This is a genomic window from Nocardioides sp. 616 (assembly GCF_002930065.1).
GTDB classification, from domain to species: Bacteria; Actinomycetota; Actinomycetes; order Propionibacteriales; family Nocardioidaceae; genus Nocardioides; species Nocardioides houyundeii.
The window spans coordinates 60,009-85,549 of the sequence record NZ_POAG01000012.1; the positions used below are offsets into that span (position 1 = coordinate 60,009).

At 71.9% G+C, this 25,541-nt stretch carries 28 protein-coding genes; 17 read left to right on the plus strand and 11 right to left on the minus strand.

Going from position 1 to position 25,541, the window contains the following annotated elements; all coding sequences use genetic code 11:
- Positions 1 to 4: 4 nt before the first annotated feature.
- The 9 genes from C5H89_RS19475 to rplQ all read left to right on the plus strand — a co-directional run bounded on the left by C5H89_RS19475 (position 5) and on the right by rplQ (position 7,618).
- The gene (locus C5H89_RS19475) at positions 5 to 1,210 is read left to right on the plus strand and encodes a DUF58 domain-containing protein (RefSeq protein WP_104105926.1); all 1,206 of its coding nucleotides are present in this window, start codon (positions 5 to 7) and stop codon (positions 1,208 to 1,210) included.
- On the plus strand, positions 1,207 to 3,546 hold the full coding sequence (locus tag C5H89_RS04805) for a transglutaminase-like domain-containing protein (protein WP_104105927.1): 2,340 nt from the start codon (positions 1,207 to 1,209) through the stop codon (positions 3,544 to 3,546). The genes C5H89_RS19475 and C5H89_RS04805 overlap by 4 nt, the downstream gene beginning before the upstream one ends.
- 251 nt (positions 3,547 to 3,797) lie before the next feature.
- Positions 3,798 to 4,019 (plus strand): translation initiation factor IF-1, encoded by a 222-nt coding sequence (infA, locus tag C5H89_RS04810; protein ID WP_026145687.1) that lies wholly within the window; start codon positions 3,798 to 3,800, stop codon positions 4,017 to 4,019.
- Between the two features lie 25 nt (positions 4,020 to 4,044).
- Positions 4,045 to 4,158: a 50S ribosomal protein L36 gene (gene rpmJ, locus C5H89_RS04815; protein WP_101525224.1), complete on the plus strand. Its 114-nt coding sequence runs from the start codon at positions 4,045 to 4,047 to the stop codon at positions 4,156 to 4,158.
- Between the two features lie 210 nt (positions 4,159 to 4,368).
- The gene (rpsM, locus tag C5H89_RS04820; RefSeq protein ID WP_101525223.1) at positions 4,369 to 4,743 is read left to right on the plus strand and encodes a 30S ribosomal protein S13; all 375 of its coding nucleotides are present in this window, start codon (positions 4,369 to 4,371) and stop codon (positions 4,741 to 4,743) included.
- Between the two features lie 70 nt (positions 4,744 to 4,813).
- Positions 4,814 to 5,209, plus strand: a complete 396-nt coding sequence (gene rpsK / locus C5H89_RS04825; RefSeq protein WP_101525222.1) for a 30S ribosomal protein S11 — start codon at positions 4,814 to 4,816, stop codon at positions 5,207 to 5,209.
- A gap of 26 nt (positions 5,210 to 5,235) precedes the next feature.
- Entirely contained in the window at positions 5,236 to 5,844 is a 609-nt protein-coding gene (rpsD, locus tag C5H89_RS04830) for a 30S ribosomal protein S4 (RefSeq protein WP_101525221.1), read from the plus strand.
- 122 nt (positions 5,845 to 5,966) lie between these two features.
- Positions 5,967 to 6,983, plus strand: a complete 1,017-nt coding sequence (locus tag C5H89_RS04835) for a DNA-directed RNA polymerase subunit alpha (RefSeq protein WP_101525220.1) — start codon at positions 5,967 to 5,969, stop codon at positions 6,981 to 6,983.
- Between the two features lie 59 nt (positions 6,984 to 7,042).
- Positions 7,043 to 7,618: a 50S ribosomal protein L17 gene (rplQ, locus tag C5H89_RS04840; protein ID WP_101525219.1), complete on the plus strand. Its 576-nt coding sequence runs from the start codon at positions 7,043 to 7,045 to the stop codon at positions 7,616 to 7,618.
- Positions 7,619 to 7,709: 91 nt separating this feature from the next.
- Here the strand turns inward: rplQ and C5H89_RS04845 are convergent, their stop codons facing one another.
- Positions 7,710 to 8,078: a GntR family transcriptional regulator gene (locus C5H89_RS04845; RefSeq protein ID WP_104105928.1), complete on the minus strand. Its 369-nt coding sequence runs from the start codon at positions 8,076 to 8,078 to the stop codon at positions 7,710 to 7,712.
- A 53-nt stretch (positions 8,079 to 8,131) separates the two neighbouring features.
- Here C5H89_RS04845 and C5H89_RS04850 point away from each other — a divergent pair, with 53 nt between their 5' ends.
- Complete coding sequence (locus C5H89_RS04850; RefSeq protein WP_240181710.1) at positions 8,132 to 9,079, plus strand: PfkB family carbohydrate kinase; 948 nt, start codon at positions 8,132 to 8,134, stop codon at positions 9,077 to 9,079.
- Here the strand turns inward: C5H89_RS04850 and C5H89_RS04855 are convergent.
- The 4 genes from C5H89_RS04855 to C5H89_RS04870 are packed head-to-tail and all read right to left on the minus strand — an operon-like array spanning position 9,015 to position 11,376.
- On the minus strand, positions 9,015 to 9,800 hold the full coding sequence (locus tag C5H89_RS04855; protein WP_104105929.1) for a DUF2786 domain-containing protein: 786 nt from the start codon (positions 9,798 to 9,800) through the stop codon (positions 9,015 to 9,017). The two genes, C5H89_RS04850 and C5H89_RS04855, sit on opposite strands and share 65 nt — an antisense overlap.
- A 57-nt stretch (positions 9,801 to 9,857) precedes the next feature.
- Positions 9,858 to 10,481, minus strand: a complete 624-nt coding sequence (locus tag C5H89_RS04860) for a TIGR03086 family metal-binding protein (protein ID WP_104105930.1) — start codon at positions 10,479 to 10,481, stop codon at positions 9,858 to 9,860.
- Positions 10,478 to 10,993: an SRPBCC domain-containing protein gene (locus C5H89_RS04865; protein ID WP_104105931.1), complete on the minus strand. Its 516-nt coding sequence runs from the start codon at positions 10,991 to 10,993 to the stop codon at positions 10,478 to 10,480. Before C5H89_RS04865 ends, C5H89_RS04860 begins: the two co-directional genes overlap by 4 nt.
- Positions 10,990 to 11,376 carry a metalloregulator ArsR/SmtB family transcription factor gene (locus C5H89_RS04870; RefSeq protein ID WP_104105932.1) on the minus strand — a complete coding sequence of 129 codons (387 nt, stop codon included), beginning with the start codon at positions 11,374 to 11,376 and terminating at the stop codon, positions 10,990 to 10,992. Before C5H89_RS04870 ends, C5H89_RS04865 begins: the two co-directional genes overlap by 4 nt.
- Positions 11,377 to 11,499: 123 nt before the next feature.
- Here C5H89_RS04870 and truA point away from each other — a divergent pair, with 123 nt between their 5' ends.
- From truA to C5H89_RS04890, 4 genes are all read left to right on the plus strand, one after another.
- The gene (gene truA, locus C5H89_RS04875; RefSeq protein ID WP_104105933.1) at positions 11,500 to 12,330 is read left to right on the plus strand and encodes a tRNA pseudouridine(38-40) synthase TruA; all 831 of its coding nucleotides are present in this window, start codon (positions 11,500 to 11,502) and stop codon (positions 12,328 to 12,330) included.
- Positions 12,327 to 12,944, plus strand: coding sequence for a methyltransferase (locus tag C5H89_RS04880; protein ID WP_104105934.1), 618 nt, complete (start codon positions 12,327 to 12,329; stop codon positions 12,942 to 12,944). The genes truA and C5H89_RS04880 overlap by 4 nt, the downstream gene beginning before the upstream one ends.
- A gap of 58 nt (positions 12,945 to 13,002) precedes the next feature.
- Positions 13,003 to 14,034, plus strand: coding sequence for an L-glyceraldehyde 3-phosphate reductase (mgrA, locus tag C5H89_RS04885; RefSeq protein ID WP_104105935.1), 1,032 nt, complete (start codon positions 13,003 to 13,005; stop codon positions 14,032 to 14,034).
- 69 nt (positions 14,035 to 14,103) lie between these two features.
- Positions 14,104 to 15,471: an FAD-dependent oxidoreductase gene (locus tag C5H89_RS04890; protein WP_104105936.1), complete on the plus strand. Its 1,368-nt coding sequence runs from the start codon at positions 14,104 to 14,106 to the stop codon at positions 15,469 to 15,471.
- A 67-nt stretch (positions 15,472 to 15,538) separates the two neighbouring features.
- Here C5H89_RS04890 and C5H89_RS04895 read toward each other — a convergent pair whose 3' ends face one another.
- The 5 genes from C5H89_RS04895 to C5H89_RS04915 are packed head-to-tail and all read right to left on the minus strand — an operon-like array spanning position 15,539 to position 20,432.
- The gene (locus C5H89_RS04895; RefSeq protein WP_104105937.1) at positions 15,539 to 16,891 is read right to left on the minus strand and encodes an ABC transporter substrate-binding protein; all 1,353 of its coding nucleotides are present in this window, start codon (positions 16,889 to 16,891) and stop codon (positions 15,539 to 15,541) included.
- A complete protein-coding gene (locus C5H89_RS04900; RefSeq protein ID WP_104105938.1) occupies positions 16,888 to 18,033 on the minus strand; it encodes a branched-chain amino acid ABC transporter permease in 1,146 nt (381 codons plus the stop codon). Before C5H89_RS04900 ends, C5H89_RS04895 begins: the two co-directional genes overlap by 4 nt.
- Positions 18,033 to 18,911 (minus strand): branched-chain amino acid ABC transporter permease, encoded by an 879-nt coding sequence (locus C5H89_RS04905; protein ID WP_104105939.1) that lies wholly within the window; start codon positions 18,909 to 18,911, stop codon positions 18,033 to 18,035. Before C5H89_RS04905 ends, C5H89_RS04900 begins: the two co-directional genes overlap by 1 nt.
- A 16-nt stretch (positions 18,912 to 18,927) precedes the next feature.
- Positions 18,928 to 19,632: an ABC transporter ATP-binding protein gene (locus C5H89_RS04910; protein WP_104105940.1), complete on the minus strand. Its 705-nt coding sequence runs from the start codon at positions 19,630 to 19,632 to the stop codon at positions 18,928 to 18,930.
- The gene (locus C5H89_RS04915; RefSeq protein ID WP_240181711.1) at positions 19,632 to 20,432 is read right to left on the minus strand and encodes an ABC transporter ATP-binding protein; all 801 of its coding nucleotides are present in this window, start codon (positions 20,430 to 20,432) and stop codon (positions 19,632 to 19,634) included. The genes C5H89_RS04910 and C5H89_RS04915 overlap by 1 nt, the downstream gene beginning before the upstream one ends.
- A gap of 159 nt (positions 20,433 to 20,591) precedes the next feature.
- Between C5H89_RS04915 and C5H89_RS04920 the strand changes: the two genes are divergently transcribed.
- The 3 genes from C5H89_RS04920 to C5H89_RS04930 are packed head-to-tail and all read left to right on the plus strand — an operon-like array spanning position 20,592 to position 24,289.
- Complete coding sequence (locus C5H89_RS04920; protein ID WP_162799212.1) at positions 20,592 to 21,851, plus strand: PucR family transcriptional regulator; 1,260 nt, start codon at positions 20,592 to 20,594, stop codon at positions 21,849 to 21,851.
- A gap of 40 nt (positions 21,852 to 21,891) precedes the next feature.
- Complete coding sequence (locus C5H89_RS04925; RefSeq protein ID WP_104105942.1) at positions 21,892 to 23,529, plus strand: ABC-F family ATP-binding cassette domain-containing protein; 1,638 nt, start codon at positions 21,892 to 21,894, stop codon at positions 23,527 to 23,529.
- Positions 23,522 to 24,289 (plus strand): endonuclease/exonuclease/phosphatase family protein, encoded by a 768-nt coding sequence (locus tag C5H89_RS04930; RefSeq protein WP_205304862.1) that lies wholly within the window; start codon positions 23,522 to 23,524, stop codon positions 24,287 to 24,289. The genes C5H89_RS04925 and C5H89_RS04930 overlap by 8 nt, the downstream gene beginning before the upstream one ends.
- 15 nt (positions 24,290 to 24,304) lie before the next feature.
- Here the strand turns inward: C5H89_RS04930 and C5H89_RS04935 are convergent, their stop codons facing one another.
- The gene (locus tag C5H89_RS04935; RefSeq protein ID WP_104105943.1) at positions 24,305 to 25,519 is read right to left on the minus strand and encodes an MFS transporter; all 1,215 of its coding nucleotides are present in this window, start codon (positions 25,517 to 25,519) and stop codon (positions 24,305 to 24,307) included.
- Positions 25,520 to 25,541: the final 22 nt, after the last annotated feature.

The following is a 25,541-nucleotide window of genomic DNA, read 5'->3' on the forward strand; positions in this document are numbered from 1 at the left end:
CGGCATGTCGGAGGTGGGTGTGGAGCAGCTGCGAGAGCGGGCCCGGGTGGCTCTGGGGGTGGTCCGGCCGGTCGGCTGGACGATCCTCGGCCTCGGCCTGGCCTCGGGAGCGGCGGCCCAGGCTGCGGGCTGGCGCGAGCTGGCGGTGCTGTCGGCCGCCTGCTTCCTGCTGCTGCTGCTCACCTGGCCCTTCCTGCTGGGGCGCACCAGCGTGCGGGTCGACCTGCGCCTCGAGCCCGAGCGCGTCACCGCGGGACAGTCGGTTGCCGCGGGCGTGGTGGTCACCAACGTGGCCAGCACTCGTCTGGTGCCCACCACCTTGGAGGTGCCGGTCGGCTCCACCGTGCACCGCTATGCGCTGGGGGCCCTGGCTCCCCAGGTCAGCGACGAGGAGTCCTTCACCATCCGGACCGAGCGCCGAGGAGTGATCGCGGTGGGCCCCGCCACCACGCGCCGTGGCGACCCGTTGGGCATCTTCTCCCGGGACATGGTGTGGACGCCGCGACGCGAGGTGCTCGTGCGTCCGCCCCTGGTGCCGCTGGAGTCGCTCGGTGCCGGACTGCTGCGAGACCTCGAGGGTGTCTCCACCGATGCGGTGAGCCAGAGCGACCTGGCCTTCCACGCGCTGCGCGAGTACGCGCCGGGCGACGACCTGCGCCACATCCACTGGCGCTCGAGCGCCAAGGTGATGGCCTCCACCGGGGAGGCCGCGCTGCTGGTGCGGCAGTACCTCGACACCCGACGCAGCCACGCGACCCTGGTGGTCGACGACCGCCCCTCGGTGTGGGGGGACCAGGAGGAGTTCGAGGTCGCCATGGCGGTGACGGCCTCCATCGCCGTGCGCGCCGCCACCGACGACTTCGACGTCACGTTCGTCTGCGGCGCCGAGGCCTCCGCCGGCGGTGACGCGCACCTGGCCCTGGACTCGGTGTGCCGCGCCGACTTCGGCACCGCCGGCATCGTCGCGACGGCCCGCCGTGCTGTGGCGGTGGCACCCGAGACCAGCCTCGCCTTCTTCGTCACCGGGTCGGCCGGCACGTTCTCCGACGTCCAGCGTGCGGCCGCGGCGTTCCCGCCCGAGGTGCGGCGCCTGGCGGTGCTGGTGGAGCCCGGCAGCACCAGCCGCGTCACCGAGGCCGGGGGCATGCCGGTGCTGCACCTGGCTCGCAAGCAGGACCTGGGCGCCGTCCTGCGCTGGAGCCTGCGATGAGCGCCGGGGGGACCACGACCCGCAACCGGGTCCGGCGTGACTGGCCCCGGGGCGCGCAGTGGGTGGACCTCGCGCTGCTCGTGGTGCTGCTGGGGCTGGCGTTGTCCGGTCTGGGCTCGTCCTTCACCGGCTGGGGCTACGCGCTCGTGGGCACGCTGGGCGTGCTGCTCGGGGTCGCCTCGACGTTGGTGGTGCGCGCCTACCGCCTGCCGCTGGTGGCCGCGGTCGTGCTGCTGGTCGCGATCTTCTTCCTGCTGGGTGGGCCGTTGACGCTGCGCTCGAGGGGGGACACCGCCTACGTCCCGGGCCCCGGGACGCTGGGCGAGCTGGTCGACCAGGTGCTCTTCGGGTGGAAGGACATGCTGACCACTCTGCCGCCCGTCGACGGCGACGGTCCGCTGCTGGTGCTGCCGTGGGCCCTGGGGCTCGCGGGCGGCCTGCTGGGAGCCTGGGTGCTGTTCGTCCGCACCAGCCGGTCCTGGGTGACCGCCGTGCTGCCGGTGCTGGTCGCCTCGGCGGTGCTGCTGGTGGTGATCCTGGTCGGGGTCCAGCACCCCTCTTCGCTGCTCCTGCAGGGCGCGGGCTTCGCCGCGGTGGCCCTGGGCTGGCTGGCGCTGCGGGAGCGGCGGGAGAGTGCCAGCGTGCGCGGGGGACGACGTACCCCGGTCCGGGCGGCGGCCGGTGTCGCGGTGCTCGCGGTGGCTGCCTCAGCGGCGATCCCGGTGGCGAACGCGGTGCTGGGCGACGACGCGGAGCGGGTGGTGCTGCGCGACCACGTCACGCCCCCCTTCGACATCGGGCGCTACCCCTCGCCCCTGGCCTCGTTCCGCAACTACGTCGACCTCAAGGGACGCAAGGAGCCGCTCAACGTCCACGACCGGGAGCTGCTCCGGGTCACGGGCGCGGCGCCGGGCACCCGGATCCGCCTCGCCGCCCTGGACGCCTGGGACGGCCTGGTCTACGGGGCCACCAACGACCCCCTGGCCGACGAGGGCGGCGACGGGTTCCAGCGGGTCTCCTCGGTGATCGACAACCCGATGGCCGGCGACCGGGTCGAGGTCCGGGTGACCGTGGGCGAGGGCTACTCCGGGGTGTGGCTGCCGACGGTGGGCGGGCTGCAGTCGATGCGGTTCGAGCGCGGTGACGCCGACGGCAAGAAGGAGACGTTCCGCTACAACCTGGCCACCTCCACCGCGGTGGTGCCCGGCGGCGTGCACCCCGGGGACGTCTACTCCTTCGAGGCGGTGCTGCCCGACGACGAGGTCACCCCGGACTCGACGCCCTCCTCGCTGGTCCGGGCACCGGGGGAGAACACCGGCTTCCTGGACCGGGTCCGCGACAAGTGGACCGAGGACGCGACCACGCCGATGGCCCGGGTGTTCGCGGTGGCCAAGCGGCTGCGCACCGAGGGTCGCTACTCCGACGGGGTGCGCAAGGCCGAGCGCAGCTACTTCCCCGGACACGGTCTGAAGCGGCTCTCGGACGGGTTCGTCAACGCTGACCCGATGGTGGGCAACGACGAGCAGTACGCCGCGGCGATGGCGCTGCTGGCCAACAAGCTGGGCGTCCCGGCCCGGGTCGTGCTCGGAGCGGTGCTGGACGAGGACGGCGTCGTGGAGGGTCGCGACGTCCAGGCCTGGGTCGAGCTCCGGGTCGCCGACGGCTCGTGGCGCACCCTGCCGACCGAGGAGTTCATGTCCGACCGCCCGCCCTCGGAGCAGCAGCCGCAGACCCGGGAGCCGATGAGCGGCACCGTGGTGCCACCCCCGGCGCCGGTCCCGCCGCCGTCCGACCTGGGGGAGGCCGCCGCGTCCGACCTGCGCGCCCGGATGCAGCAGGAGGAGAAGGAGGAGAAGGAGGACGAGGAGAAGTCCACCGGCCTCCCCGCGTGGGTGGGCTTCGTGGCCCGCTACGTCGGCCTGCCGCTGCTGCTGGTGGGCGCGCTGCTCGGCTCGGTCATCGGAGCCAAGGCCTGGCGGCGGCGTCGCCGCCGGAGCACTCCGGCGACGTCCGCCCGGTTCGTGGGGGCCTGGCGTGAGCTGGTGGACCATGCCCGCGACCTCGGGCAGCCGGTCCCGCTGGGGCCCACGGTCACCCGGCGCGAGCAGTCCGGCGCCATCGACTCCGCCCGCGCGCCTGCGCTCGCCCGTCGTGCCGACGGCTTCGTCTTCGGACCCACGGTGCCGTTGGAGGACGAGGCCGCGGACTTCTGGGCCGTCGTCGACGAGGAGCGGCGTACCATGAGCCAGGGCGTGGGCCGACGGGCCCGGATCCTGGCCGCGATCAGCCCGGTGACCCTCTTCCCCGGGGCAGGACGGCGCCGCCGCCGGAGGTGATTAGGGGTTTCCCGCCCGAAGCCACTAAACTGGCGTGTCGGCCCAACGTGGGCATGCTTGTCGGCCACTCGCGGCTGCCCGGGCAACGTGCGATCCGCTCCTCGGAGCAGTTCTGCGTGCTTGGGATGAGGTGGTTGAACAGCTGTCCACGAGGTCCACCCGCTCACGCGGGAGGTTCCCGGGTCACCCGCACGGCACCCGTCGTACGGCGCAGCAAACGGTAGACAACGTTTCGACAGATTGTGGAGGACATGCCGAAGAAAGAAGGCGTGATCGAGCTCGAGGGCACCATCACTGAGGCCCTGCCGAATGCCATGTTCCGGGTCGAGTTGAGCAACGGACACAAGGTGCTCGCCCACATCAGCGGAAAGATGCGTCAGCACTACATCCGCATCCTTCCCGAGGATCGCGTGGTGGTGGAGCTTTCTCCGTACGACCTCACGCGTGGTCGCATCGTCTACCGCTACAAGTAACCAGCCACCCAGAAAGGCCCTCCAAGTGAAGGTCAAGCCCAGCGTCAAGGCGATCTGCGACAAGTGCAAGGTCATCCGTCGCCACGGTCGCGTCATGGTCATCTGCGACAACCCCCGCCACAAGCAGCGCCAGGGCTGAGGTGGGCGGCCCTCGGGTCGTCCTCGCAGGAGAACTGAACAACAGCAAGAACATCAATCAACGTGTTAGCTAGCTGGGCGCCACGTCCAGCGAATCACCTCCGGAGCAGCGGCCGGAGCCCGGTTTCGCCAGGTCACCACGATCTGGGAGAGGCGCCGGGACGCGACACGACAGACACCGCAGCGGACTACCGAAGGGAACGCCAGACACATGGCTCGCCTCGTTGGTGTTGACCTCCCGCGCGACAAGCGCATCGAGATCGCACTCACCTACATCTACGGCATCGGCCGTACCCGTGCCCAGCAGCTCCTCGCCACGACCGGGGTCGACCCGAACGCGCGCGTGCACACGCTGGGCGACGAGGAGCTGGTCAAGCTCCGCGACGAGATCGAAGCCAACTTCAAGATCGAGGGTGACCTCCGTCGCGAGGTCCAGGCCGACATCCGCCGCAAGATCGAGATCGGCAGCTACCAGGGTCGTCGCCACCGCATGGGCCTCCCGGTCCGCGGCCAGCGCACCAAGACCAACGCGCGTACCCGCAAGGGCCCCAAGCGCACCGTCGCCGGCAAGAAGAAGGCCAAGTGATCCTGGGCTGACGCCCTCGTCACCGCCGACTTTCTCGAACTCACCAGACCAGCTACCTCAGGAGAACTGAATGCCTCCCAAGAGCCGTGCCACCAAGGTACGTCGCAAGGAGAAGAAGAACGTCGCTCAGGGCGAAGCCCACATCAAGAGCACGTTCAACAACACCATCGTCACCATCACCGACCCGACCGGCGCGGTCATCTCGTGGGCCTCTGCCGGCACCGTCGGCTTCAAGGGCTCGCGCAAGTCGACCCCGTTCGCTGCCCAGATGGCCGCCGAGGCCGCTGGTCGCCGGGCGCAGGAGCACGGCATGAAGAAGATCGACGTCTTCGTCAAGGGCCCGGGCTCGGGCCGCGAGACGGCGATCCGGTCCCTGGGTGCCATCGGCCTCGAGGTCGGCACCATCCAGGACGTCACGCCCGCCCCCCACAACGGCTGCCGCCCGCCCAAGCGCCGTCGCGTCTGAGCACCAGAGACTAAGGAGACCTTCTAATGGCCCGTTACATCGGTCCCATGACCAAGAAGTCGCGCCGTCTCGGTGTCGACCTCGTCGGTGGTGACGCAGCTTTCGAGCGTCGCCCCTACCCGCCCGGCCAGCACGGCAAGGGCCGCATCAAGGAGAGCGAGTACCTCCTCCAGCTGCGCGAGAAGCAGAAGGCCCGCTTCTCGTACGGCATCCTGGAGCGTCAGTTCCACAAGTACTACGTCGAGGCATCGCGTCGCCAGGGCAAGACCGGCGACAACCTGCTCCAGCTCCTGGAGTGCCGCCTGGACAACGTGGTCTACCGCGCCGGCTTCGCTCGCACCCGCCGTCACGCCCGCCAGCTGGTCGTGCACGGTCACTTCAAGGTGAACGGCCGCAAGGTCGACATCCCCTCGTTCCAGGTCAGCGCCCACGACGTCATCGACGTGCGCGAGAAGTCCCTGGAGATGACCCCGTTCATCGTGGCTCGCGAGACCCACGGCGAGCGCGTCGTCCCCGCCTGGCTCGAGGCCATCCCGACCCGGATGCGCATCCTGGTGCACCAGATCCCGACCCGGGCCCAGATCGACGTCCCGGTCACGGAGCAGCTGATCGTCGAGTTCTACTCGAAGAAGTAAACCGATGACCCGGTGGTCGCGCCTCGCCAGGGGGCGGCCACCGGGCCACGGCGTCGCAAGTCCTCCTCGACACCGCAGTTCGGGCCCGTCAAATGGTGGGTGGGTCCGGAAAGGAAAATTAAGTGCTTATCGCTCAGCGCCCGACCCTGTCGGAAGAGTCCGTTGACGAGTTCCGCTCGAGGTTCGTGATCGAGCCGCTCGAGCCCGGCTTCGGCTACACGCTCGGCAACTCGCTGCGTCGTACCCTGCTCTCCTCCATCCCGGGGGCGGCCGTGACCAGCATCAAGGTCGACACCGTCCTCCACGAGTTCTCCACGATCGAGGGCGTCACCGAGGACGTCACCGAGATCATCCTCAACCTCAAGGGTCTGGTCGTCTCCTCGGAGCACGACGAGCCCGTCACGATGTACCTGCGCAAGTCCGGTGCCGGTGACGTCACCGCCGCCGACATCGCGCCGCCCGCTGGTGTCGAGGTGCACAACCCCGAGCTCCGCATCGCCACGCTGTCCGACAAGGGCAAGCTGGAGATGGAGCTCGTCGTCGAGCGTGGCCGCGGCTACGTCTCCGCGGTGCAGAACAAGGGTGCCGACAACGAGATCGGCCGGATGCCGGTCGACTCCATCTACAGCCCGGTGCTGAAGGTGACCTACAAGGTCGAGGCCACCCGTGTCGAGCAGCGCACCGACTTCGACAAGCTCGTCATCGACGTCGAGACCAAGCCGTCGATCCGTCCCCGCGACGCGATCGCCTCGGCCGGCAAGACCCTGGTCGAGCTCTTCGGCCTGGCGCGTGAGCTCAACGTCGAGGCCGAGGGCATCGACATCGGCCCGTCGCCGGTCGACGAGCAGCTGGCCGCGGACCTCGCCCTCCCGGTCGAGGACCTGCAGCTGACGGTCCGTTCCTACAACTGCCTCAAGCGCGAGGGCATCCACACCGTGGGTGAGCTCATCTCGCGCTCGGAGCAGGACCTGCTCGACATCCGCAACTTCGGTGCCAAGTCCATCGACGAGGTCAAGGCCAAGCTCGTCGAGATGGGTCTGTCCCTCAAGGACAGCGCCCCCGGCTTCGACCCGCACGCCGCGCTCGCCGCCTACAGCGACGACGACGACGACGCGTTCGTCGAGGACGAGCAGTACTGATCCCCGCAACCCCATCTGCTCCGGTACCTGGTACGGCCGGAGAGAAATGAGAAACAGCTATGCCTACGCCCAAGAAGGGTAAGCGCCTCGGCGGTAGCCCCGCCCACCAGCGCCTCATCCTGGCGAACCTGGCCACGGCCCTGTTCGAGCACGGCCGGATCACCACCACCGAGGCCAAGGCGCGCGTCCTGCGCCCGCACGCCGAGAAGCTGATCACCAAGGCGAAGCGTGGCGACCTGCACAACCGTCGTGAGGTCCTCAAGACCATCCGCGACAAGTCGGTCGTCCACCAGCTCTTCACCGAGATCGGCCCGTCGTTCGCCGAGCGTCCGGGTGGCTACACCCGGATCACCAAGATCGGTCCCCGCAAGGGCGACAACGCGCCGATGGCCGTGATCGAGCTGGTGACCGAGGCGTACTCCCCGAAGGCTCCCTCGACCAAGAAGACCGAGGCCGCTGCGGCTCCGGTCGAGGCCGAGGAGACCCCCGCGGAGGAGACCGAGACCAACGAGGCCGCTCCGGCCGAGGTCGAGGCCGAGGGCGTCGACGGTGAGACCGAGGTGGTCTCGACCGAGAACGGCGACGCCGACACCGCCGAGGCACAGTCCACCGAGGACGCCGAGGTCAAGGAGTAACACTCCGCCACCTCGTTCCACGAGAGCCCGTCACCTGTTAGGTGACGGGCTCTCGTGCTGCTCCGACTTCCGCCCAGGTACCGCCGGATGGTCAGCGGGGCCAGCGGTCCGTGACGAGTCGCACGGCGTCCGAGACCTGGATCCCCAGGCGCCGGCACTGAGCGACGAACTCGTCCGCCGCCTGTACGGCGCCTGCGCCGGCGGCTGCCGCGCTGCCGCGCACCACCGTGCCGTGCCGGCCGCGGGTCTCGACCACCCCGTCCGCCTCGAGCTCCTTGTAGACCCGGGCGGCAGTGTTGACGGCGAGGCCGAGCTGGTCGGCCAGGGCGCGCACGGTCGGCAGGCGGGTGCCCGGTGCCAGCTCACCGGACGCGACCTTGCCCGCGATCTGGCGACGCACCTGCTCGAAAGGCGGCTCGGGATCGTCGCGGTCCACGTGGGCCAGCGGAGTTTCGGTCATGGAGACGAGTATGGCGCTGGACTCTCGCGGCGCCAGCGGCGAGCATCGCGTCCATGGAACAGGTGCTGGTGGTGGGGGAGTCCCTGGTCGACGTGGTACGCCGTCCCGGTGAGGAGCCGCGCGAGCTGCCCGGGGGCAGCGCTGCCAATGCAGCGGTGGCGCTGGCGCGGTTGGGGCTTCAGGTCAGCATGGTCACCGCGCTCGGTCCTGATGGCAGGGGCCGGCTGCTCCACGACCACCTGGCGCGGGAGGGTGTCGGCTGGGCGAACGATCCGTTCTCCCTGGACCGGACCGCGAGCGCCGAGGCGACGATCGGGGAGGACGGGTCCGCGGCGTACGACTTCGACGTGGTCTGGCGGCTGGCCGAGGTGCCCGCCGGCCCGACGGCCGACGTCATGCTGGTCAGCTCGTTCGCACCCGTGCTGGAGCCGGGAGCCACGCAGGTGCGTGAGCTCGTGGCCCGAGTCGGGGCGGCGGTGCCGGTGGTCTACGACGTGAACGCCCGCCCGGGCATCACCGGAGCCGGCGACCCGCTGCTCCGGGCGGTACGGGCGATGGTCGCCCAGTCCGACGTGGTGAAGGCCTCGGACGAGGACCTCGGGGTCCTGATGCCCGGGCTGGACCCGGTGACGGCGGCCCGCCGGCTGCTGTCACCGGCGGCGAAGGGCGGGCAGGGCGCCGCGGCGGTGGTGGTGACCCTCGGGGGACGCGGGGCGATGTGGGTGGACCGGGACCGGGTCGTCGACGCCCCGGGGTCGCCGGTGGAGGTGTCGGACACCATCGGCGCGGGTGACACCTTCGGTGCCGCCCTGGCGGCGACCCTGATCCGCTCCGGCGCACTGGAGGGACGGCGCCCGGGCCCGTGCGGAGCGCGGTTCGAGCTTGCCGACGACCGGCTGCTCGAGCTGATGCGGTGGGCGGGGCTCGCCGCGGCGGTCACCGTGTCGCGCCCCGGGGCGGACCCGCCGTACCTGGCGGAGCTGCCTCCGCTGGAGCGATAGGCGTCCGGCCGCCGCGCAGCCTGGTGCCGCCCAGGTCCGCCACCTCCCCGGCCAGGTACCCCTCACGCATCCCTGAGCCGGACAGCGAGCGCGCTCGGGCCCGCCCGGCGGTGGGGTAGGCGTCGCGCAGCGCCTGCGCGACCTCCGAGGACCTGTCAGCCAGGACCAGCCCCGTCGAGCGTCCGTCGTGGCTGGTGCGTCCGGTGGCCTGGGTCTGGGCCCGCGACTCCGCCTCGGCCAGGCGCCGCGAGACCGACATCCGGAACCCGGCCTGCCACGACCGGCGGAAGGCCGCCTTGTGCTCCCACGGGGGCACCGGGGTGTGGGCCAGCCGGTGCGTGGACTGCATGAGCAGGCTGGTGAAGAGCAGGTCGGTGCGGGTCAGGTCGGACTCGTGCCCGAAGAGGTGCACCGAGTGCTCGGTCGGCCCCTCGGTCACCGGTCGGGTCCGCAGCACGGCCTGGCAGCGCAGCCGGTTGGCGATGTCGCAGAGCAGCTGCGCCTTGTCCCGGGCGTAGGGAGCGTCCAGGGCCACCACCCGGTCCGCCACCCGGTCGCTCCCCGGGTGGTCCGCGGAGAGCAGGGCGGCGTCGATCCCGTAGTCGGCGATGAGCTGGGCGGCCTTGGCCGTGTAGGTCTCGGACTCCTCCGGGCTGGCGGCGGGGTCCTCGGCCTTGGCCAGCAGCTTGCGGATCTTGGCGAGCATGTGGGTCTGCGACATCGGTGCTCCGGGCGGTGGCGGGGGATCGGGAGACCCAGGGTGTCAGCGCCCACCGACTCAAGGGTCCCCGCCCTCCACAGGCTCGCCACCCCGCGAGCCCTGTGCACAGGGCGAGGGCGCCCAGCCCGGGTCGCGGCCGATGAACGCGACCAGCCGGTCCTGTGCGGAGGAGTCGTCGGCGACCGACTGGGCCGTGCCGAACTGCCCGGACTGCCGGATCGCCGTCTCCATCGCGCGCATCGAGCTCAGCAGCTGCTGGCACGCGTCCGCGTCCAGCCTCACCGGCTGCCCGCTCGCCCGAGCCAGGTCCCAGGAGTGCATGAAGACGTCGGCGGTGTAGAACGACGAGACGGCGCCGGCCAGCTCCTGCTCGGGCAGCTGTGGGTGGGAGAAGGCGGAGGCCGCCGCCTCGGGGTCGTCCAGCAGCGACTGCACGCCCCGGACCTGGGCGGTCCAGGCGGCCAGCGGGTCCTCGCTCACCGAGGGCCCCGGGGGCCAGCTGTGCCCGGACCCGGCGGCGAGGAACGCCGGGAACCACGTCACGAGGTGATCCACCACGTCGCGCGCGGCCCAGCCCGGCACGGGGCTGGGGGTGTCCCAGTCGTCGACGCCCCGGACCAGGTCGGTGAAGGCGGCGGCGACCGCGCGGTGCCGGGCGGCGGGCTGCGCAGGCAGCGTCACGACGCCGCGACCTCGCCGGCGGCCAGCAGCCGGTCGAGCTTGGCGTAGCCCTCGTGCACCCCGACGTCCATCCCGGAGGAGAGCATCCCGTCCCGGCCCTCGAAGGAGTCGCACAGCGACTGGGCGTGCAGCCGGGTCCAGCCGTCACCGAGGTCGGTGAAGGTCATGGTCTCCAGCGCGATCGCCTCGGGCATGCCCTCCCAGGTGAAGGTCTGCACCAGCCGGTGCTCGCTGATCTCGGGGAAGGTGCCGCGGAAGGCGAACTCCTCGCCGTCGCGCTCGCCGACGTAGCGGTAGGAGCCCAGGGTGCGGCAGTCCCAGTGGTCGATGCGCATGGCGACGGAGTCCGGGCCGATCCACCGGGCGAAGAGCTCGGGGTCGGTGTGGGCGCGCATGAGCTGCGCCGGCGTGGCGCGGAAGTCCCGCCGGATGTGGATCATCGGGACCGTCGGGTCGGCCTCGATGGCCGCTCCCAGGTATCGCTCGCTGCTGCTGCTGGTGCTCGTGGTCATGGTGCTGTCCCCTCTCGGACGTCTGCGTCGACTTGTGTTCCTCTGTCCTGCTCCTGCTCCTGCTCCTGCATCTGCTCCAGCACCGAGTCCAGGCGCTGGAAGCGCTCCTCCGCCTGCCGGCGGTAGCGTTCGATCCACTTGGTCATCAGGTCGAGCACCTCCGCCTCCAGGTGCACCGGGCGGCGCTGGGCCTCCCGGCTGCGACTGACCAGGCCGGCCTCCTCGAGCACCCTCAGGTGCCTGGAGACGGCCTGCAGGCTCACGTCGTACGGCGCCGCGAGCTCGTTGACGGTCGCGTCGCCGGTGGTCAGCCGCGCGACCAGGTCGCGACGGGTGGGGTCCGCCAGGGCCGAGAAGGCCCTCGAGAGCGGGTCTGCGGCCATGCGGACCACCTTTCTCAACACATCTGTTGATTACAGCGTGGATCGCTCGACCGGGCTTTGTCAACCATCTAGTTGAACAGGTGGGGGGCGCTCGTTCCACCGAGGGTCTGGGACAATCGACGCGTGCGTATCCGGATAGACCTTGCCTACGACGGCACCGACTTCTCCGGGTGGGCGACCCAGCCCGGGCTGCGCACCGTGCAGGAGATGCTGGAGGGCGCCCTGGCCACCGCGCTGCGGGTGCCGCGGGTGCGCGTGGTGGTCGCCGGGCGCACCGACGCCGGGGTGCACGCGCGTGGGCAGGTGGCCCACTGCGACGTGGCTCCCGAGGTGCTCGCCGCCTCGGCCGGCCGGTCCCGGGAGACCGCGCTGGAGGCGCTGCTGCGTCGGGTCAACGGCATCGTGGCGCCCGACCTGCGGGTACGTCGGCTCAGCGAGGCCCCGGACGGCTTCGACGCCCGCTTCTCCGCCATCTGGCGCCGCTACGCCTACCGGGTCGCCGACGACGCCGCCCTGGTCGACCCGCTGCACCGCCACCACGTGCTGGCCTGGCAGCGCCCGCTCGACATCGAGGAGATGAACGCCGCGGCCAAGCCGCTGATCGGCCTCCAGGACTTCGCCGCGTTCTGCCGCCGCCGCGAGGGCGCCACCACGGTGCGCACGCTGCTCGAGCTCAGCTGGGAACGGGACGCGGCCGGTCGCGCCGTCGCGAAGGTGGTGGCGGACGCCTTCTGCCACAACATGGTGCGCTCCCTGGTCGGCTGCCTGCTGGCCGTGGGCGACGGGCGCCGCCCGCCCGGCTGGGCGCTGGAGGTGATGACCTCGCGGGTGCGCAACCCCGCCCTCACCGTGGCGCACGCCCACGGGCTGACCCTGGAGGAGGTCGGCTATCCCGCCGACCACGAGCTCGCCCGACAGGCCCAGCTGAGCCGGACCATGAGGGAGCTGCCGTGAGCGAGGAGCAGGAGCACTACTTCACCGCCGATCCGCACGCGCCGTTCAAGCGCGAGGAGATCACCTGCGAGGTGTGGGGGCACGAGCTGCGGCTGGTCAGCGGCTCGGGCGTCTTCAGCCGGGGACACGTGGACCACGCCACCAACGTGCTCTTCGCCGAGACCGAGCCCCCGGTCCAGGGGCGCTTCCTGGACCTCGGCTGCGGCTACGGGGTGATCGGCCTGGCCATCGCCCGTGCGGTGCCGCTGTCGTCGGTGATCGGCGTCGAGGTCAACGAGCGGGCCATCCTGCTGGCCAACGAGAACGCCGCCTCGCTGGGCCTCGCCGGCAAGTTCGTCGCCTGCCGGCCCGACCAGGTGCCGACCACCCAGGTCTTCGACGAGATCTGGTCCAACCCCCCGATCCGGATCGGCAAGCAGGCCCTGCACGAGCTGCTCCTGACGTGGCTGCCCCGGCTGGCCCCTGGCGGCCGCGCGGTGATGGTGGTGGGCAAGCACCTCGGTGCCGACTCGTTGCAGCGCTGGCTCACCGAGCAGGGCTACCCCACGACGAGGCTGGCCAGCCACAAGGGCTTCCGGGTGCTGGAGAGCCGCGCGCCCGGAGCACCTGCCTGATCCGCCCCGGCTGACCCGCCCTGCCTGGCGACAACCAGGGGTCGGCCAAGATGGGTGCATGGCCTACGTTGCAGCAGCTGACAGGTACGCCGACGGCGTCATGGACTACCGGCCCAGCGGCCACAGCGGACTGGTGCTCCCGGCCCTGTCGCTGGGGCTGTGGCAGAACTTCGGGACCGACCGCCCCGAGGAGACCCAGCGGGCCATCCTGCGTCGGGCCTTCGACCGGGGCGTCACCCACTTCGACCTGGCCAACAACTACGGCCCGCCGTACGGCCGGGCGGAGGAGAACCTGGGGCGCTACCTCACCGACGACTTCGCCGGCCACCGCGACGAGCTGGTGATCTCCACCAAGGCCGGCTGGGACATGTGGCCCGGTCCCTACGGTCAGGGCGGCGGGTCCCGCAAGTACATGCTGGCCAGCCTGGACGCGTCTCTGGGCAGGCTCGGGCTGGACTACGTCGACATCTTCTACAGCCACCGCTTCGACCCCGACACCCCGGTCGAGGAGACGATGATGGCCCTGGACACCGCAGTGCGCTCGGGCCGCGCGCTGTACGTCGGCATCTCCTCCTACTCCGCGACGAAGACGCGCGAGGCAGCGAGCATCGCCCGTGAGCTCGGCACGCCGCTGCTCATCCACCAGCCGTCGTACTCGATGCTCAACCGGTGGATCGAGGAGGACCTGCTCGACGAGCTGGAGGCCCAGGGGATGGGCTGCATCGTGTTCACCGCGCTCGCCCAGGGGCTGCTCACCGACCGCTACCTCGACGGGGTCCCGCCGGACTCCCGCGCCGCGCGCGACGACTCGACGCTGGCCGGCCTGGAGGACGACGTGCTGTCCCGGGTGCGGTCGCTGAACGCCATCGCTGAGGGCCGGGGGCAGAAGCTGGCCCAGCTGGCACTCCAGTGGGTGCTGCGCGACCGCAGGGTCACCAGCGCGGTGATCGGGGCCTCGAGCGTGGCGCAGCTGGACACCAACCTCGATGCCCTCGACGGGCCGCCGCTGACCGAGGACGAGCTCGCCGAGATCGACCGGTACGCCGTCGACTCCGGCATCAACCTGTGGGCCGAGCAGACCGAGGACTGACGGCGCGCGCATGACGAGGGACCGGGGCGGGTATGAGTCGCAACTTCCCCAGCTACGAGGTCTTCTCCCATGACTGAACGAATCGTGATCATCGGCGCCGACGCCGCGGGCATGTCCGCGGCGCACCAGGCGCTGCGCACGGCCGAGAGGAACGGGCGAGACCTGCAGGTCACCGTCCTCGACAAGGGCCGCTACACCTCGTACTCCGCGTGCGGCATCCCCTACTGGATGGCGGGCGACGTGCCCTCGGGAGACGCCCTGGTCGGGCGCACCCCGGCCGAGCACCGCGAGGCCGGGATCGACCTGCGTCTGGAGTCCGAGGTCACGGTGGTCGACCTGGCCGGCAGGCAGGTCAAGCTGGCCGACGGGCAGACGGTGGCGTACGACGAGCTGGTCGTGGCCACCGGAGCCCCGGCGGCGATCCCGCCGTGGGCGCAGGCCGAGGACGGGACGGCGTACGACCGGGTGGGGCCGGTCAAGACCCTGGAGGACGGGGAGGCCTGGCTGGGCCGGTTCGCCCGGGCCGGGGAAGGGGCCCATCTCGTCATCATCGGTGGCAACTACATCGGGGTGGAGATGGCCGAGATCGCGCTCAAGCGCGGCCTCGGCGTGACCGTGCTGACCAGGTCCCGGGTGATGAGCCTGCTGGAGCCGGAGATGTCCGAGCGGGTCGCCCTGGCGATGACCGAGGCGGGGGTCGAGGTGATCCTCGACGCGGAGATCACCGGACTGCGGGTGTGCGACGGCGTGGTGTGCGGCGTGGAGTGGGAGGGCGGCGGACGCGACTGCGACCTCGTCGTGCTGGCCGTCGGCGTGGAGCCCGCGACCGGCTTCCTGGCCGACAGCGGCCTGCCGATGGGTCCCTCCGGGGGACTGCGCGCCGAGCCCACCGGACGGGTGGCGGACGGTGTCTGGGCGGCCGGGGACTGCTGCGAGGTGCGGCGCCGGCTGGCCGGGGACTGGGCGTTCCTGCCCCTGGGCACCCACGCCAACAAGGCCGGACGAGCGCTGGGCGACAACCTCGGCGGCGGGTCCCTGACCTTCGACGGCGTCCTGGAGACCTCGATCACCCGGTTCGAGGGCGGTGGTCAGTACGTCGAGATCGCCCGCACCGGTCTGTCGATCGACGACGCACGCGGGGCGGGGTTCGACCCGGTGAGCCTGCTGACCCAGGGGTCGACCGCCAGCGGCTACATGGTGGAGGCCGAGCCGATGGACATCCTGGTGACCGCGGACCGGGGGAGCCGGCGCCTGCTCGGGGTCCAGATCGTCGGAGGGCACGGGTCCGGCAAGCGCATCGACACCGCGGCCGCGGTGCTCTGGCACGAGGGCACGGTGGACGACCTGGCCTGGATGGACCTGTCCTACTCACCGCCCTTCAGCACCGCCTGGGAGGTGCTGCAGGTCGCGGCACGTCGGGTGGCCGAGCAGATCTAGGGACGCCGGACGCAGCAGTGGACCCGAACCGGCGCCGGCTCGGGCCCACTGCGGGGCTAACTGGTGATCACTCCGGGATACCGCTGGCCGGGGGCGCGTCCTCGGCCTGGCCCGAGGTGTCCTCGACGATCTCGGCGTCACCCAGGTCGGTGGTGAGCACCGGCGTCAGCGGTGTGCTCGAGGTGCCCTTGAGCTCCACCAGGCGCATGCCCGAGATGCCCATGTGGTTGTCGGCCGAGAAGCGGAACGGCGCCAGCTGGGGGCCGACCATGTCCGGGCCGTTCTCCTCCAGGACCTCGACCAGGCCCTCGCGGGTCAGGTCCTCCCCGGCGGCCTGCAGGGCCTGGACGAACGCGTAGGCGTGGGACATGCCGTAGATGCGGTAGTTGGTCAGCTCGCCCTTCTTGCCGTGGGCGTCCCAAACCTCCTGCCACAGCTTGACCCACGGGTCCTCCGGCTGGTCCACGCCGGGGATGTACTCCGAGGTCATCACGCCGTCCAGGGCGCCGGCACCGTCGACCGCGCCCTCGGAGAAGCTGGCCAGCAGGGAGCTGACCAGCGCGGGGTCGGCGCCGATGCTGGCGACGTACCACTTCGGGTCGTAGCCGAGCTTCATGGCGACCAGCTGCGCGAGCGCGGTGTAGGAGGGGGTGTTGAAGGAGAGCACCAGGTCGGCCTTCGCGCCCTGCAGGCCCGCGATCTGCGGTCCCACGTCGGTGTTGCCCGAGGTGTAGCGCTCCACCGCGACGATCTGCTTGTCCAGGAACTGGCGCACGCCCTTCTCGGCGTCCTCGCCCAGGTCGTCGTCCTGCAGGAAGAGGCCGACCTTCGCGTCGGGCATGTTCTCCGCGACGTACTGGCCGATGATCTTGCCCTCGCTCTCGTAGTCGGGCTGCCAGCCGAACGTCATCGGGTTGGTCGCCGGGTCGTCGCCCCAGGCGAGGGAGCCGGAGGAGACGAACAGGTCGGGGACGCCCTCGGCGTTGAGGAAGTCGATGACCGCACTGTGGGTGGGGGTGCCCAGGCCGCCGACCATGGCGAAGATCTCGTCCTGCAGGACCAGCTCGTTGGTCACCTTGCTGGTGTTGGTCGGGTTGTAGCCGTCGTCCTTGACCACGTACTCGATCTGCCGGCCGTGGATCCCGCCCTGGGCGTTGACGTAGTCGAAGTAGGCCTGCGCGCCGGTGGGGATCTCGTTGTAGCCCGGGGCGGCGACCCCGGTGAGCGGGAAGTGCCCGCCCACGGTCACGCTGTCCTCGGTGACCCCGACGTCCGAGGCTCCGCCGCCGGCGTCGCCGCCGTCCCCATCCCCGTCGCCGTCGTCGCGCCCGCCGGCGCCGCAGGCGCTCAGGACGAGCGCCGAGGCGACCAGCCCCGTCAGGCCGACCAGCCGGGCCGGTCTCTTGTTCCGTTGACTCATTGCTGTGCTCCCTCTGTGATGGTGGCGGTGTCGCCGGGTGCTGCGAGGTCGGTGGTGGGGCGCAGGGTGGCCCGGGGCGCGGGCGCGGGTGCGGCGGCCAGGCGCCGCATCCTGCGGCGTACGACGAAGCCGTGCAGGACGCCGTACAGACCGCTGGGGGCCAGCAGGACCACCAGCACCATCACGACGCCGTACACCAGCGGCGAGAGCTCGGCGGCGGCGATGTCGTCGAGGCCGGCGGCCTTGCCCCACTGGGTGACGACCTGGGGCAGGAAGGTCAGCAGGGCCGCCCCGAGCAGGGCCCCGGTGAGGCTGCCGAGTCCGCCCAGCACCGCCGCCGCCAGCAGGGTGAGGCTGAGCGTGAGGGTGAAGGAGCTGGGCGCCGCCAGCCGGACGGTGAGGGCGAGCAGGGCGCCGGCGGCACCGGCGGCGGCGGCGCTCACCATGAATGCCGAGATCCGGGCCCGAGCCAGGTCGATGCCGGCCAGCTGGGCGGCGACCTCGTCGTCGCGCACCGCCCGCCAGCGCCGGCCCACCCGGCTGCGCGACAGGTTGGCCAGGAGGAGGTAGATGAGCACCAGGGTGGTCCAGGCCAGGAAGGCGACCCACCCGGCGTTGGTCAGCTCCTGTCCGGTGACGAAGTAGGCCGCGTCCAGCACCCACTCCGGGATCGGCGGCACCACGATCCGCAGGCCCTGCTCCCCGCCCAGGGTCTCCTTGAAGTAGAGCGCGATCCCGGGGACGGCGACGGCCAGCGCCAGCGTGGCGCCCGCCAGGTAGGGACCGTGCAGCCGAGCGGCCGCGGCCCCGACGGCGGCCCCCACGACCAGGGTCACCAGCACCGAGGCGAGCAGCACCACCAGCAGCGGGGTGGAGGCGTCCCGGTCGGGCAGCAGCAGGGCGGTGGTGTAGGCCCCGAAGGCCATCAGGGCGCCGTGCCCCAGGGAGAGCTGGCCGTTGAGGCCGGTCAGCACCGTCAGCCCGCCGACCGCGATCCCCAGGTAGGCCATCTCGGCCATCTGGTAGCGGCGGAAGTCGCTCAGCATGCTGAGCACCAGCGCCACCACGACCATCGCCAGCACGGCGGTGAGCAGGTGACGGGCCAGCGGACTCCGCGGCACCAGCCGCGACGCGGACGTCATCAGACCCTCCGCGCGTGGGCGGAGGAGAAGAGCCCGCCCGGGCGCAGCGTGAGGACCAGCATCAGGATCAGCAGCGCGGCCAGGGCCACGAGCTGGGACCCGACGTAGCCGCTGACGAAGCTGAGCGAGAGTCCCAGGACCAGGCCGCCGACCACGGCGCCCACCGGGCTGTCGAGACCGCCGAGCACCGCGGCGACGAACCCGAAGACCACCACCGAGTCCATGTAGCCGGGGTGCACCAGGCTGCCGCCCGCGATCAGCAGCCCCGCGAGCGAGCCGACCAGCGAGGCCAGCGCCCATCCCAGCGTCATCATCCGTCCCACCCGTACGCCGAGCAGCCGGGCGACCTCGGCGTTGAAGGCTGCGGCGCGCATCCGTAGGCCGACGTCGGTGTAGCGGAACAGCGCCACCAGCAGGGCCATCACCACCAGCACCGCGCCGATGGTGAAGACGCCGAAGCCGGTCAGCGCGATGGTCCGGTCCCCGACCTCGAAGCCCCGGATGCCGAAGGGGGCGGGGAAGGAGCGGTACTCGTTGCCGAAGACCACCGCGGCCAGCGCGTGCAGCACGATGAAGAGCCCCAGGGTCAGGATGACCGCGTTGATCTCCGCCTTGCCCTCCACCGGACGCACCACGACCCGCTCGATGAAGGCGCCCAGCACCAGGCCGGCGACCAGGGCGGCGGCGAACCCGAGCCAGTAGGAGTAGCCCGCGTCGATCACCACCAGGGCGATGAACGTGGTGACCATGGCCATCGGCGCCTGGGCGAAGTTGACCACCCGGGTGGAGCGCCAGATCAGGACCAGGGCGAGCGCGAAGGCGGCGTAGACCATCCCCAGGGTCAGGCCGCCGAGCGCGGTGTTGATGAGCTGTTGCACGCAGTTTCTCCGGTCTCTAGAAGCCGAGGTAGGCATGGCGGAGCTGGTCGTCGGCCGCGAGCACGTGCGCGTGCTCGTCGGCGACCACCCGTCCGAGGTCGAGGACGACGCCGTGGTCGGCCACGGAGAGCGCGCTACGCGCGTTCTGCTCCACCAGCAGGACGGTCAGTCCCTGGTCGGCCACCAGGCCGCGCAGCAGCGCGAAGATCTGGGCGACGATCCGTGGGGCCAGGCCCAGCGACGGCTCGTCGAGCAGGAGCAGCTCGGGCCGGGCCATCAGTGCCCGGCCGATGACCAGCATCTGCCGCTCTCCGCCGGACAGGGTGCCGGCGGTGGCGGCGCGGCGGTCGGCGAGGACCCCGAAGAGGTCGTAGGCGAGGTCGAGGTCGCCCGGTCGGACCCGGCCGCCGCGACCCAGGCCGCCGAGACGCAGGTTCTCCTCGACGGTGAGCTCGGTGATGACGCCACGACCCTCGGGGACGTGGGCCATGCCCAGGCCCGGCATCGCCTCGGCAGCGACCCGGTCGATCGGCAGGTCGGCGAGCAGGACCGAGCCGCTCCGGGCCCGGTGCAGCCCCGAGACAGTGCGCAGCAGCGTGGTCTTGCCTGCCCCGTTGGCGCCCAGCACCGCGGTGATCTCGCCACGGCGCGCCGTGAAGGAGACCTCGTGCAGCGCGGTGACCGGGCCGTAGCCGACGGTGAGGGACTCGATGCTGAGCACTAGACGTCCTCACCGAGGTAGGCAGTGAGGACCGCGGGGTCGTTGCGCACCTCGTCGGGTGTGCCGCCGGCGATGACCCGACCGAAGTCGAGCACCGTGATCTCGTCGCAGACCCGCATCACCAGGTCCATGTGGTGCTCCACCAGCAGCACCGACATGCGGGCGGTGAGGCCGGTGATGAGCTGGCCCAGCTCGTCCATCTCGTCCGCGGAGAGACCGCTCGCCGGCTCGTCGAGCAGGAGCAGCTCGGGCTCCGCCACCAGGGCGCGGGCCAGGGCCACGCGCTTGCGCACGGGGTAGGGGAGACTGCCGGGATAGAGACCGGCCACCCGGGCGATGCCGAGGGCCTCCAGCGTGCCCATCGCCCGCTCGCGGAGCTCCTGCTCCTCGCGCCAGGAGCGGGGCAGGGCCAGCAGCGAGGCCAGGAAGCCGGTGCCGGCGTGCCGGTCGGCCCCGGTCATCACGTTCTCGAGCACCGTGACCCGGTCGAAGAGGCCGAGCCCCTGCAGCGTGCGGGCGATGCCGAGGTCGGCCAGGCGGTGCGGACGCAGGTGGGTGAGCTCGGAGCCGTGGCGGAGGATCCGTCCCTCGTCGGGCAGCACGAAGCCGCATGCCACGTTGAACAGCGTCGTCTTCCCGGCGCCGTTGGGGCCGATGACGCCGTGCACGGTCCGGGGCCGCACCCGCAGCCCCACGCCGTCCAGGGCGAGAAGTCCACCGAACCGCACGGTGACGTCTGCGAGCTCGAGGTCCACGGCGGTCTCGGGGGCCAACTGGGACTCTCGGTGCGGGGCGCTCAACGGACCTCCTGGGCCTGGATGTGCTCTGTGACCTGCACCACCATGAGGCGAGACGCACATCACGGTCACTGGGCGCAGCGCCCAGAAAGTCTTGGACCTGGGGCCCGAATCATCCGGTCGGACTGGTCAACGTTGTGCAGTCAGTGCGAACGTGCTCACATGCGGTCCACTGCCACCACTGCCAAGGACGCGCCGTCGCCCGCCCTGAGCGAGTCCCTGCACGAGGCCCTCCACGATGCCTGGGCCCTGCTGCTCGACCAGTCGGACACCATCGCCGACAGCATCACCCTGACCCTGTTCGAGCGGGACGCCGACCTGTGGGAGCGCATCGGGCCGGAGTTCCGCGCCGACGTGCGCGCCAGCACCCGCGTGCACATCCGGCGCGGGCTGCGCATCCTCTCGGCGCGGGACAGGGGGGACGATCCCGCGCCGACGGGGGAGACCGCGGTGGAGCTGTGGCGCGACACCGGGCGGCGCCGGGCGCGGCAGGGAGTGCCCCTGGAGCTGGTGCTCAACGCCTACACCCTGGGCGCCCGCATCCTCTGGGAGGCCCTGGTGGCCAGGGTCTCGGCGGACCCGGCGATCGAGGTCGACGACCAGGTGCTGCTGATCGCGGCCCGCACGGTGTGGACCAACCTCGACGTGCAGAACGCGGTGCTGATCGACGCCTACCGCCGCGAGAGCGCCCGGATGCAGCGTCAGGACCTGCAGCGCGAGCAGGGCGTGCTGGACGGGCTGATCGAGGGACGCGGCGCCGACCCGGTCTTCGCCGAGGAGGCGCGCACCGCGCTGGAGATCGGACCGGACGACGCGATCGCCTGCGTGGTCGCGCTGTCGGACGGATTGGACGTCGGGGACGCCCTGGCCCCGGTCGAGGACCGGCTGGACCGCCGGGGCATCACCGCGCGCTGGCACGTCCGCTCCGGCGTCTACTACGGCCTGCTGTCGGGCCCGCTGCCTGACGAGGCCGGCCTGGTGGAGCTGTTCTCCGCGCACTCCCCGTTCCGGATGGGGGTGGCCAGCAGCACCGGCGGGATGGCCGGCTTCGCCACCGCCTACCAGCTCGCCCACCGGGCCGCGGAGACCGTGCGCCGCGGCGTACGCCGGGTGGTCGCCGTCTCCGACCGGCTGCCGGAGGTGCTGCTCGCCGGCAGCCCGCAGGTCGCGCCCCGGCTGTTGGCAGAGACCCTGGGGCCGCTGCTCGCCCAGCCACGCGGGCAGGCCCAGACCCTGGTCGACACCCTGGCGGCGCTGCTGCGGCACGACGGCTCACCCACCCATGCGGCCGTGGAGCTCTACTGCCATCGCAACACCGTGATCTACCGGATGAAGCAGATCGAGCAGCTCACCGGGCGGTCGCTGGCCGATCCCCGCGACAAGATGCTGCTGGGTCTGGCGCTGATGGCCCACGGACGCTGAGCGGGTCTGTAGCGCCGCGGGCGTCGACTACGCTTCTGCGGTGACCGGCACCCTCGTGGCCAAGGACCTGGCCGGCGGCCATGGACACCGCACCCTCTTCGAGTCCCTCGACCTGACCGTGGCGCCAGGCGACGTGGTGGGCGTGGTCGGCGCCAACGGCGCGGGCAAGTCCACCCTCCTGGCCCTGCTGGCCGGTCAACTCGCCCCGCTCGCGGGGACCGTGACCACCGCGCCCTCGGACGCCTTCGTCGGCTGGCTGCCCCAGGAGCACGAGCGGGTGCCCGGCGAGACGGTCGGCGACTACCTCGCCCGACGTACCGGCGCGACGGCGGCCACCACGGCGATGGAGGCGACCGCCGAGCTCCTGGGCTCCGACACCCCCGGCGCCGACGACGCCTACGCGGCGGCCCTGGACCACTGGCTGGCCAGCGGCGCCGCGGACCTGGCGGACCGGGTCCCGGCGACGCTGGCCGACCTCGGCCTGGACGTCGGCACCGATGCGTTGATGACCTCGCTCTCCGGCGGCCAGGCCGCCCGGGTGGCTCTCGCCGCGCTGCTGCTCAGCCGGTTCGACGTGGTGCTGCTGGACGAGCCGACCAACGACCTCGATCTCGACGGCCTGGCTCGGCTGGAGTCCTTCGTGCGCGGGCTGCGCGCCGGGGTGGTGCTGGTCTCCCACGACCGGGAGTTCCTGTCCCGCTGCGTGACCCGGGTCGTGGAACTGGACCTGGCTCAGCACCAGGTCGCGGTGTACGACGGGGGCTATGACGCCTTCCTCGAGGAGCGGGCCGTGGCTCGACGGCACGCGCGCGAGGCCTACGAGCAGTTCGCCGACAAGAAGTCGGACCTGCAGTCGCGGGCGCGGACCCAACGGGAGTGGAGCTCCCAGGGGGTGCGCAACGCGATGAAGAAGGCGCCCGACAACGACAAGATACGGCGCAAGGCGCAGAGCGAGTCGAGCGAGAAGCAGGCGCAGAAGGTGCGTCAGATGGAGAGCCGGATCGCCCGCCTGGACGAGGTGGAGGAACCGCGCAAGGAGTGGGCCCTGCAGTTCGAGATCGCCGCCGCGCCGCGCTCCTCCAGCGTGGTCGCCATCCTGGACGGCGCCACCGCCCAGCGCGGTGACTTCGTCCTCGGACCGGTGTCGCTGCAGGTCAGCGCCGGGGACCGGATCGGGATCACCGGCCCCAACGGAGCCGGCAAGACCACCCTGCTGCGACTGCTCCTGGGGCACGAGCCGCCCACCGCCGGACGGGCCTCCCTGGGAGCCAGCGTCGCGGTCAGCGAGATCGACCAGTCCCGCACCGGCCTGGCCGAGGACGTGCCGCTCTCCGACGCCTTCGAGGCAGCGGTGCCGAGCATGACCTCGGCAGAGGTGCGCACCCTGCTGGCCAAGTTCGGGCTCAAGGCGGACCAGGTCGAGAGCCTGGTCGCCCGGCTCTCACCGGGGGAGCGGACCCGCGCCGCGATGGCGCTGCTCCAGGCCCGCGGCGTCAACCTGCTGGTGCTCGACGAGCCCACCAACCACCTCGACCTGCCGGCCATCGAGCAGCTGGAGCAGGCCCTGGAGTCCTACCCCGGCACCCTGCTGCTGGTCTCCCACGACCGGCGGCTGCTGGAGAACGTGCGCCTGGACCAGCGGTGGCACGTGGAGCAGGGCCAGGTCCGGGTTGGCTGACCTGCGGGTGGCCACCGCCAACGCGGCCTCGGGACGGACCGGCCTCGGCAGCGCCCGTGACCTGGCGGGCTGGGCGGCGTCGGCCGCGTCGCTCGACGTCGACGTGCTGGCGGTCCAGGAGGTCGACCACCTGCTGCCCAGGTCCGGCAGCGCCGACCAGACGGCTGAGATCGCGGCGGCCTGCGCCGGCACCGGGCCCGCCTGGTCGTCGCGGTTCGCCGCCGCGGTCCACGGGACGCCGGGGCGCAGCGCCACCATGCGCCCGGCGCCCGCGACCCTGCCGCACGAGCCGTCGTACGGGATCGCGCTGCTCAGCAGGTACGTCGTCCGGAACTGGCACGAGCTGCGGATGGCGCCGGCCCGCTTCGTGGTGCCGGTGCCCGACGAGCAGCGGGCGGCGCTGGCCGCGGAGGTCGTGACCCCCGGCGGCGCGGTCACCGTGGTCGCCACGCACCTCTCCTTCGCGCCACTGCGAGCGGCGGCGCAGCTGCGCGAGCTGGTGGCGTGGGCCGCCGACCTGCCGCGGCCGCTGGTGCTGCTCGGTGACCTCAACCTCCCCGGTCGCCTCTCGGCACGGCTGACCGGGTGGACGGCCGGGGTCAGCGCCGCCACCTATCCGGCGTCACGCCCGGTGGTCCAGCTCGACCACGTGCTCCTGGACGCTGGCGGAACGGGCGCGCGGCTCATCGACGGCCAGGCGCGGACCGTGGGGCGCAGCGACCACCTGGGACTGCGGGCCGAGCTGGTGCTGGACGGGTGAGGTGTGCTCGGGTTCCTACGTCTTGACGACGAGCTCGTCGTCCACGATGACCGGCCGGCAGGCCCGTAGCCCTGCCCAGGTGAACGGCACCGCGGTGGCCGCGAGGAGCACGAGGACCAGGGTCCAGCCACCGGTCGCTTCGTGGAGCACGCCGACCAGGACCGGTCCTGCCGCGGCGGCGAGGTAGCCGACTGGCTGCACGAAGCCGGAGAGCTGGGCCGTGACTTCGGGGTGTCGGGTCCGTGCTGGCAGCAGCGCGATGGCCAGCGGGAAGGCGAACCCGGCCACGCCCAGCATCAGCGCCCACAGCCACGGCACGGTCGCCGGCGCGCGCAGGAGACCGAGGTAGCCGGCGGCCAGCAGGACGCCGAAGGAGACGACGTACGGCGAGAGGGTGCGTGCCCGGATGATCAGCGTCGGCATCGCGAGGCTGCCGACGATGCCGGTCGCGGCGAGCAGTGCCTGGAGGGTCCCGGCGTAGTTCGGCGACAGCCCGGCGTCACGGTAGATCTGCGGCAGCCAGCCCAGCTGGACATAGGCGTGCATCGACTGGATGCCGAAGAGCGCGGCCATCGCGACCGCAGTCGGCGAGCTGCCCACCCGGCCGCTGGGGACCTGCCCGACGTCGAGGTGCTCGGCGGGGTTGCGTCGCTCGTGGAACGCCAGCCAGCCCCAGAGTGTCAGGGCCGGGAGCAGCAGCAGACCCCAGGCGCCGAGCGCCAGGTCGACCCCGCCCAGCGCGGTGGACATAGGAGCGGCGAGGAGTGAGCCGAGAGAACCCCCGACGACGAGGCCGGTGCCGTAGACGGTGGCGAGACGGACCTGGCGGGTGCCGCCGTAGCGCTTGATCCACGCAGGGACCAGCACGTTGCCGAGAGCCATCCCGGCCAGTGCCAGGGTGCTGAGCACCAGGAAGACCGCCGCCGAGTCGGTGGTGGCGCGCAGGAGCAGCCCGACGGCAGCAGCCACCAGGCCGATGGCGATGCCACCCGTGGTGCCGACCCGGCGTGCGAAGCGGACCGCCGTGGCGCCCGCGAGCGCGAAGCACAGGCCGGGCAGACCGGTCAGCAGGCCGGCGAGGCCGCCGCCCATTCCCAGGCTGGTCCGGACCTCTTCGAGGACCGGACCGATCGCCGACGCGCCCGGACGGAGGTTGATGGAGACGAGGACGACGGCGAGCAGTGCGACGGTGCCGCTGACCGCGAAGCGTGCCGGCACGGGTCGAGTCACTCGGTGACCCTATGCCGGGGCT